The sequence below is a fragment of the Tomitella biformata AHU 1821 genome, from assembly GCF_000524475.1.
Classification (GTDB): domain Bacteria; phylum Actinomycetota; class Actinomycetes; order Mycobacteriales; family Mycobacteriaceae; genus Tomitella; species Tomitella biformata.
Map to the genome: position 1 here is coordinate 26,104 of NZ_BAVQ01000011.1, position 8,393 is coordinate 34,496.

General features: G+C 69.4%; 9 protein-coding genes. 6 read left to right on the plus strand and 3 right to left on the minus strand.

Annotated features, from left to right (window positions below; all coding sequences use genetic code 11):
- Positions 1-12: 12 nt before the first annotated feature.
- Genes TBIF_RS06645 through TBIF_RS06655 form a run of 3 tightly spaced genes read left to right on the plus strand, consistent with a single transcriptional unit; the run spans position 13 to position 3,103 of the window.
- Positions 13-672 carry a GntR family transcriptional regulator gene (locus TBIF_RS06645; RefSeq protein ID WP_207165762.1) on the plus strand — a complete coding sequence of 220 codons (660 nt, stop codon included), beginning with the start codon at positions 13-15 and terminating at the stop codon, positions 670-672.
- Positions 669-1,670, plus strand: a complete 1,002-nt coding sequence (locus tag TBIF_RS06650) for a D-2-hydroxyacid dehydrogenase (protein WP_024794058.1) — start codon at positions 669-671, stop codon at positions 1,668-1,670. Before TBIF_RS06645 ends, TBIF_RS06650 begins: the two co-directional genes overlap by 4 nt.
- Positions 1,671-1,690: 20 nt before the next feature.
- Positions 1,691-3,103: an amidase gene (locus TBIF_RS06655; protein ID WP_024794059.1), complete on the plus strand. Its 1,413-nt coding sequence runs from the start codon at positions 1,691-1,693 to the stop codon at positions 3,101-3,103.
- Between the two features lie 21 nt (positions 3,104-3,124).
- Here the strand turns inward: TBIF_RS06655 and TBIF_RS23065 are convergent, their stop codons facing one another.
- Entirely contained in the window at positions 3,125-3,406 is a 282-nt protein-coding gene (locus TBIF_RS23065) for a hypothetical protein (protein WP_024794060.1), read from the minus strand.
- A gap of 412 nt (positions 3,407-3,818) precedes the next feature.
- On the opposite strand from TBIF_RS23065, the gene TBIF_RS06670 reads away from it, so the two are divergent.
- Positions 3,819-4,295 (plus strand): hypothetical protein, encoded by a 477-nt coding sequence (locus TBIF_RS06670; protein ID WP_148302187.1) that lies wholly within the window; start codon positions 3,819-3,821, stop codon positions 4,293-4,295.
- Here the strand turns inward: TBIF_RS06670 and TBIF_RS06675 are convergent.
- The gene (locus TBIF_RS06675; RefSeq protein WP_148302188.1) at positions 4,263-5,705 is read right to left on the minus strand and encodes an MDR family MFS transporter; all 1,443 of its coding nucleotides are present in this window, start codon (positions 5,703-5,705) and stop codon (positions 4,263-4,265) included. The two genes, TBIF_RS06670 and TBIF_RS06675, sit on opposite strands and share 33 nt — an antisense overlap.
- Positions 5,706-5,951: 246 nt before the next feature.
- Positions 5,952-7,337, minus strand: a complete 1,386-nt coding sequence (locus TBIF_RS06680) for an MFS transporter (protein WP_084611579.1) — start codon at positions 7,335-7,337, stop codon at positions 5,952-5,954.
- Between the two features lie 21 nt (positions 7,338-7,358).
- Here TBIF_RS06680 and TBIF_RS06685 point away from each other — a divergent pair, with 21 nt between their 5' ends.
- Positions 7,359-7,745, plus strand: a complete 387-nt coding sequence (locus tag TBIF_RS06685) for a winged helix-turn-helix transcriptional regulator (RefSeq protein ID WP_024794065.1) — start codon at positions 7,359-7,361, stop codon at positions 7,743-7,745.
- Between the two features lie 27 nt (positions 7,746-7,772).
- A complete protein-coding gene (locus TBIF_RS06690; protein WP_148302189.1) occupies positions 7,773-8,294 on the plus strand; it encodes a PaaI family thioesterase in 522 nt (173 codons plus the stop codon).
- Positions 8,295-8,393: the final 99 nt, after the last annotated feature.

Sequence of the window (8,393 nt, forward strand, 5' to 3'; positions counted from 1 at the left end):
CGGCTCTCGCCGATGACCGGGCCGCAGACCTCGGTGGTGATCGCCGATCAGCTGCGCGAGCTCATCGTCGACGGCACCTACGCGCCGGGCGAGCAGGTGAGCGAGGCGAGCCTCACCGCGCAGTTGCGGATCTCCCGCGGCCCGGTGCGCGAGGCGCTCCAGCGGCTGGCGCAGGAAGGCCTGCTGGTCAGCCACCGCAATCGCGGGGTGTTCGTCGTGGAGTTGACCGACACCGACATCGCCGAGATTTATGCCGCGCGGGAGGCGATCGAGCTGGCCGCGGCACGCGTCCTCCTCGCCCTCCCGGCTCGCGCCCGGAGCGCCGTCGCCGCCCGGCTCCGCGCAATCGCCGACGCCATGCCGCCGTTGGTGGCCGCGGGCGACTGGTCGGCGGTGGCCGCGCAGGACCTGGCATTTCACGAGGGGCTCGTCGCCGCCACCGGTAATAGCCGGCTGATCCGGATCTACTCCACGCTCGCCGCCGAGTCCCGGATCTGCATGGCACACCTGCGCAGCGCCTACGCCCGGCCGGAGGCGCTGGCCGAGGAGCACGTACGGCTGGTGGACCTGCTCGCGGCGGGGGCACACGACGAGCTGTGCGCCGCTATCACGACGCATCTGTCCACCGCCGTCGCCGACCTGACCGCGATGATGTCGGAGCCCGCCCGGTGAGCGCGCAGGCCGCCGAGACACGGAAACCGATCGTCGTGATCCTGCACGCCGAGGGCGCGCTGCGCCGGTTCGAGGAGGCCGAGGCTCTCGCCGAGGTCCGCTACGCCACCGCCGACACTCTTGGCGACGCGCTGGCAGGGGCAGATGCGCTGCTGCTGTGGGACTTCTTCTCCGGGGCGCTGTGGGAGGCCTGGCCGCAGGGCGCGCCCACGCTGCGCTGGATCCACATCGCAGCTGCCGGCGTCGACACGTTGATGTTCGACGAGCTGGCGGCCTCCGACGTGGTGGTGACCAACTCACGCGGCATCTTCGACCGGCCGATCGCCGAGTTCGTCCTGGCCTCGATCCTGGCCTTCGCCAAGGACCTCCCGCGCTCGTTACGCCTGCAGTCACGGGGCGAGTGGCGCCACCGCGAGACCGAGCGGATCCAGGACGCGACCGCGCTCGTCGTCGGGACCGGCGCGATCGGCCGCGAGACGGCGCGGCTGCTCACCGCCGTCGGCCTCAACGTCCGCGGCGTGGGCCGGGTGGCACGCGAGCACGATCCCGACTTCGGGGTGGTGCACGCCAGCGACGACCTGGCCAGCGCCGTCACAGACGCGCACTACGTGGTGCTGGTGGCGCCCCTGACCGCGCAGACGCGGGGCATGGTCGACGCGTCGGTGCTCGCCGCGATGCGCCCCGACGCGCACGTGATCAACGTGGGCCGCGGGGAGCTGCTGGTCACCGAGGACCTGGTGCAGGCCCTGCGCGACGGACAGATCGCGGGGGCCGCGCTGGACGTCTTCGAGGAGGAGCCGCTGCCCGCAGACCATCCGTTGTGGCCGATGGACACGGTGCTGATCTCCGCGCACATGAGCGGGGACGCGGCCGGCTGGCGTGATCGCCTGGCGCAGATGTTCACCGCCAGCCTGGCCCGCTATGTCGGCGGGGACGCGCCCGAGTCGCTGCCGAACGTGGTGGACAAGCAGCGGGGATACGTCACCCACGAGGACTAGTGCACGGAAGGTGAGAGACCATGACCCAGCAACCAGACGAGCTCGCGGACCGGACCGCCGCCGAACTCGCCGTCGCATATCGCAGCGGTGCGGTGTCCCCGGTCGAGGTGGCCCGCGCGGTGCTGCAGCGGATCGAGGCGTCCGATGGGGCGCTCAACGCCTACTGCCTGGTCGACGCGGATGTCACGCTGGAGATGGCGCGCGCGTCTGAACAGCGGTGGCACGCCGGCAACCCCCTCAGCGCCATCGACGGCGTGCCCACCTCGATCAAGGACCTATTCCTCACCAAGGACTGGCCAACGCTGCGCGGCTCCAAGACCGTCGACCCGGCCGGCCCGTGGGAGGTGGACGCGCCGGCGGTGGCGCGGCTGCGCGAGGCCGGGGCAGTGTTCACCGGCAAGACCACCACGCCCGAATTGGGGTGGAAGGGGGTGACCGACGGCCCGCTGACCGGGGTGACTCGCAACCCGTGGGATCCGAGCCGGACCGCCGGCGGGTCGAGCGGCGGCGCGGCGGCCGCGGTCGTCGCGGGTATGGGCCCCCTCGCCCTCGGCACCGACGGCGGCGGGTCGGTGCGGATACCGGGGAGCTTCTGCGGGGCGGTCGGCTTCAAGCCGACCTACGGCACGGTGCCGATGTATCCGCCGAGCCCGTACGGCACCCTCGCGCACGTCGGACCCATCACGCGCACGGTCCGGGACGCGGCGATGCTGCTGGACGCGATCACCGGGCCGGACTCGCGGGACTGGTCGGCGCTGGCGCCGCCGCAGCACCCCTTCACCGCCGATCTCGCCACGCCGCTCGCGGGCCTGCGCATCGCCTACAGCCGTGACCTGGGCTTCGTCACCGTCGACCCCGAGGTAGCCGCTCTCGTCGAGAACGCCGCCGAGGTTCTTGCCAGCCTCGGTGCCGAGATCGTGGAGGTCGACCCGGGGTTCGACGATCCGGTGGATGAGTTCGAGTGCCTGTGGTTCGCCGGGGCGGCGAAGGCCACCGCGCACCTGACCGATGCGCAGCGGGCCGGGATGGATGCCGGGCTGGCGCAATCCAGCACGCAGGGGCTCACCTACAGCGCCCAGGATTATCTGAACGCGATGGAGCGGCGGATGAACATGGGCGTGCAGATGGGCGCGTTCCATGAGACCTACGACCTGCTGATCACGCCCGCGATGCCGATCCCGGCGTTCGAGGCCGGCGTGGAGGTGCCGGCGGGCTGGCCGGGGCACAGGTGGACCCGGTGGGCGCCCTTCAGCTACCCGTTCAACATGACCCAGCAGCCCGCGATCTCCGTGCCGTGCGGTTTCACCGACGCCGGGCTGCCGGTCGGATTGCAGATCGTGGGACCACGGCATGCTGACGGCCGGGTGCTGGCCGCGGCGCACCACTACGAGGACGCGACCGGATGGTGGCGGACGCGGCCCCCGCGGGGATAGCTCAGCACCGCCGCCCAGAACTCAGGCTGACACCGCGTTGTCGAACCAGACGAGGGTGCCCGCGGCCTCGAGGCCGGCGTCGAGGGCCAGCAGCCCCGCCAGCGAGCGCGCCTCCTCCAGGCAGACCGAGCAGCCGACCAGGTGCGCCTTGAATGGCGCGGAGAACGGGATGTTGCCGATGAGAAGCTGCTCGACGGCCTCGTCCACCTGCTCGAAGCAATCGTCACAGGAGAGCCATGGATCGGCGTTCAAGACCAGCGCGCGCGCGGTGTCGTCGGAGAGAGGTTTTCTAGATGCGGTCATCGTGGTGCCTATCCCCTATCCTCCTCGAGGCGCACATCACGGGCGCGGTGCCCGTCCTCACTGCCGCGAAGGCCGGCAACAGCGCAGACTTGGCGACAGCCAGCGATGCCTGGTACGCGAATGCTCGAGAGATCGGCGACTTCCTCGCCTCCGCGAACCCCGCGTGGCCCGCGGCCGATATGGAGGCGATGATGGAGCTCCATATCGACCAGAACATCGCATATGCGGGAGATGGCCGACATGCTGACCAACGGGATCGTCGAGCAGTTCCCGGAGAAGTTCGCGGCCTGACTCGGATCCCACTGCACGCCACGCGGAGCCGGCCACTGGCAGCGGCGAGGTCCGGGGCTATTAGCCTGAACCCGGGGTCCGTCCCCGCTCGGTCGGCGCGGTGAGAGGGGGAACAGTCGCGATGACATCATTGCCGCACGCTCTGGAAACCGCGCTCCTCGGAATCCTGGTCCTCGCGGGAAGTATCTGGATCGGCGGCATGGTCGCCGTCCTCCTCGTCGCCCGTGTCTCCTCGCGCACCCTGGACCCGGCCAGCCGGGTGGCGTTCTTCCGGGCATTTGGCCGCGTCTACGGCATCTTCGCCTCCGTCGACCTGCTCATTGGGCTGATCGCCGGCGCGGTTTTGCTGGGCGCTGCCACGTGGACGGGCGAGAGCACCGCGCTGGCGGTGGTGGCCGCGCTCCTGGTGTCCTCGCTGGCGTGGGGGATCGTGCAGGCGCGCCAGCTGACGCGCCTGCGCCACGCCGCCGCGGAGTCCGAGGATCAGGACGCGCGTGCCCAAGTAGCCGGGCGCGCCACTGCCGCCGCGCTGCTGCGCGGCGGCATCGGGGTGTTCAGCCTGGCGCTATTCGTGCAGTTCCTCCTGTTCTGGACCTGATCGCACCCGGCCGTCGTCCTGCCCCGCATGCGCGGGGAAATGCCGGGGCACCACGGTGACGAGTATCAGCGCGGTCGCGACCGCGCTGATGAGCAAGCCGACGAACGTCGCGTGCGTCGCGGCGTTTGTCGCGATGTCTGCCGCGACCCCGTGCTGGCCGCGCAGCACGGAGTTGGTGATCGCGCCAAACACCGCCGCGCCCAGGCTCTGGCCCAGGAACCGGGCGAACATGGCGCCGCCGGTGATCGTGCCGCGCTCGGACCAGCCGACGGTGCTCTGCAGGCCGACGAGCAGCGGCGAGACGATCAGGCCCATCCCGGCGCCCATCAGCGCGCTGCCCAGCACCGGTTGCCACACCGGCGAGGACACCGACAGCATGCTGAACACGGCGCCTGACGAGATGGCGAATGCGGTGCCGAGCAGAGCGGTGTTCCGGAAGCCCACGCGCATATAGAGGCGCGCGGACAGCCCCGAGGCCACCGGCCAGGTGATGCTCATCGCCGCCAAGACGAACCCGGCGACCACGGGCTTGAGGCCCAGGACCTGCTGGGCCCAGTTGGGCAGGTAGATGGAAAGGCCGATCACCATCATCCCCGCCGTCAGGGTCGTGGCGTAGGAGCCGGCGGGCAGTCGGCGCGCCCACAGGTGCGGCGGCAGGATCGGCTCCGCGGCGCGGCGCTCGACGAAGACGAGGCCGATGGCGGCGCCGACGGAGACGAGGAAGGTCCCGATGCTGGCGGGGGAGTCCCACGCCCAGGTGGTGCCGCCCTGCAGCAGGCCGAGGATCAGCGCCGACGCGGAGACCAGCACGAGCAGCGCGCCGGCATAGTCGATCCGGTGGCTGTGCCGCTCCACATCCTCGTGCAGGAGGCGGATTATCAGCAGTAGCGCAATGGCGCCGATCGGCAGGTTCACCAGGAAGATCCAGTGCCACGTCAGGTACTCCGCGAAGAGGCCGCCGATAGCGGGGGCGACGACGGCCGCGATCCCCCACACGCTCGACAGATAGCCCTGGACGCGGCCGCGCTCCTCGACGCTGTAGATGTCCCCGGCCACGGTGTTCACGGTGGCGCCGATCGAGCCGGCACCCAGGCCCTGCAGCGCGCGGAACAGGATCAGGATCGTCATGCTCCAGGCCATGGCCGATACGAGGGAGCCGAGCAGGAACACCACGATCCCGAAGATGAGCACCGGCTTGCGGCCGTAGAGGTCCGCGAGCTTGCCGTAGATCGGGATCGTCACGGTCTGCGCCAGCATGTAGACGGAGAAGACCCAGCCGATCTGGGAGAAGCCGCCGAGGCTGTCGACCACCTGCGGGATGGCGGTGGCGACGATGGTCGTGTCCATGGCGACAAGGGCCATGCTCAGGATCAGGGCGAACAGGACCGGCGTGCGCTTGTCGTGCCGCATCCCAGCCATATTCCAGGATTACACGGATGGCCGCCCGGGGCGGCCGCCGCCGTGCTGGTCCGGGATCCCGATGCGTATGTCGATGTTCTTCTGCCGATGAGGCTGTTGCCGAATTCAGGATGAGATGGGGATCCGACCCTAGGATTCGCGAGCGTGTATAGAAACGTGCAGGATTTCGCAAAAACTTGCACGTTCCTCTACACGCTCACCGCGGGACGGGCCGCTGCGAGGGGAAGTAGCCTCGCATCACGCTACTGGCGCGAGCCCTCGACGAGAGTCTTGCCGTCTCCGGACGACGGATTGCGCCGCGATTACCGCCGCGCCGAGCAGCGTGATGGCGGCGGCGATGAGCACGGCATTGGTCCAGCCCTCGGTGATGTCGGCTCCGGTGTTGACCGCGATCACGGCGAACAGCGTGATTCCGCACGCGGCTCCGAGATAGCGGGCCGTGCTGTTGGCGCCGCTGGCCATGGCTGCGTGGTCGGGTGCCGCGCTGGCCACCGACTCGCGCCCCAGTATCGCGGTGAGAAGTCCGTTCGTGATGCCTGTCAGCGACATGGGAATGAGAAGCCACAGCGTTGAATCGGCGCCGACCGCGGTGAGCATGCCGGCCGCTGTCAGTGCCAGCAGCGCGGCGATGGGTAGCGGGCCCTGAAGTTGGAAGGGCAGTCGACGCAGCGCCAAGGAGGCGAGCATGCTCGTCACCGCCCAGATCAGGGGCGGCACGCTCGCCATCCGCAACGAGTCGCCGAATCCCAACTGCGCCACCATCGGCAAAAACGAGGCCATGCCGATCATCCCGATGCCCAGTGTGAGGGCCCCCAGCGTGGTGGCGAGAAAGCTCGGATGCCGCAGGAGGTCGGGATCGACCAAGGGTTGTCGTGCCCACCGCTCGACCAGCCAGAGCGCGGCGAACGAGGCCAGCGTCAGCAGTGCCAGGAGCAGGGCCGCCAACCCCACCCCGTCGCGCACCTGCGTCAGGGTCGAGACGAGGAGGACCATCCCGATGATGAGGAGCACCAGTCCGCCGATATCGATGCGCCGCGGCGTGGCGGCCCGAGAATCCGGGATCGCACGCAGTGTGGGCACGAGCAGGAGTACTCCGGCCACAGCGGCCGCGGCGTAGTTCTCCCGCCAGGCTGTGCCGATATCGAGGGCCATGGCGAGCAGCGAGCCGCCGGCGACTCCGCCGCCAACACTGGCCCCCCACACCGCTGTGGCGTGGAGGCGCTCGCGTCCGGGGGGATACGAGTGGGCGAGGATCGCCAGGCCACACGCGATGACCGCCGCCCCGCCCGCCCCCTGCACAACGCGGGCGCCGACGAGGAACCACGGATCCCATGCCGCCGCGCAGGCCAGGGCGCCGACGATCACGGCAAGGAGGCCGCCGATGTATACCCGGCGACGCCCAAGACGGTCGCCCAGGAGTCCGCCAGCGAGGAGCGCGCCGGCGAGCCCGATGCTCATGGCGCTGAGGATCCATGCGTTGGCGGTCGCCCCGGTTCCGAGGTCCGCGGACGTGGGGGCGAGCGTGGCCATCGGCGTCACGTAGGTGACGAGCACCAATGCTGTGCCGGCGGCCACCGGCACCAACGGCCCACGCGATGATATTGGTTTGATATTCAAACTCATGGAGGTAAGGTAGCACCCATCATGACAACTGTTCCCCTGGAGCAACTGCCCGGTCGACCGTGCCCGATCGCGGCCACGCTCGAGCTCGTCGGAGAGCGCTGGTCCCTGCTCGTCGTGCGCGAGATCGCCATGGGCAGCGTCCGCTTCTCCGACATCGTGCGCGGGACGGGTGCGCCGCGGGATCGGATCGCCGCGCGGCTCAAATCGCTCGAGGCCGCCGGCGTGATCCAGTGCGAGCTAAGCCCCGGAGCCCGGCGGCACACGTACGGGTTGACCGCGTCGGGGGCTGATCTCCTTCCCGCCCTGAACGCACTGCTCGCCTGGGGTGAGCGCCACGCGGTCGCGGCCGACGATCCGCAGCGGGCAGCGCGGTACCGCACGCTCGTGGAACCTGAAGAAATCAACTGACCACGTATGAATGAAATGGAGACCCACATGGCTGAGCCCGAAGCTCTCATCGCGGAGGAAAGAGAAGTGCTCGTCCGGTGGCGTGACCCACAGGTGGGGCTGGCCCAGCTGCCCGCACTCGATGGGATCGAGTTCCTCCAGAAAATAGTTTCCGGGGATCTCCCGGGCGCTCCTATCGCAAGCCATCTGAACATGGACCTCGTCGACGTCACGCACGGCACGGTGACGTTCCGCGGGCAGCCCGATGAGTCGCATTACAACCCGATTGGCATGGTCCACGGCGGTTTCGTCTGCACATTGCTCGACTCCGCCCTCGGGTGTGCCGCGCACTCCACGTTGGCGGCTGGGACCGGATACACCTCAATCGACATCAAAACCAACTTCCTCCGGCCGGTCACTGCCGACAGCGGGCCGCTGACCTGCACCGGACGGGTCGTCAAATCGGGCCGCCGAGTCATCTTCGCCGAAGGTGAAGTCGTTGATAAAGACGGCAAGACCGTGGCAACCGCCTCTAGCTCCCTGCTGGTCTTCCCTCTCGAAACGACGTGAACGGTCAAGCTGCGACCCGTGTGTTCCAGGGTGCCGTCAAAGTCGTCTAGATAGCGTGTGAGCTGGCGGTTTGGGGAGAGACACGCCAATAGTCGTAGA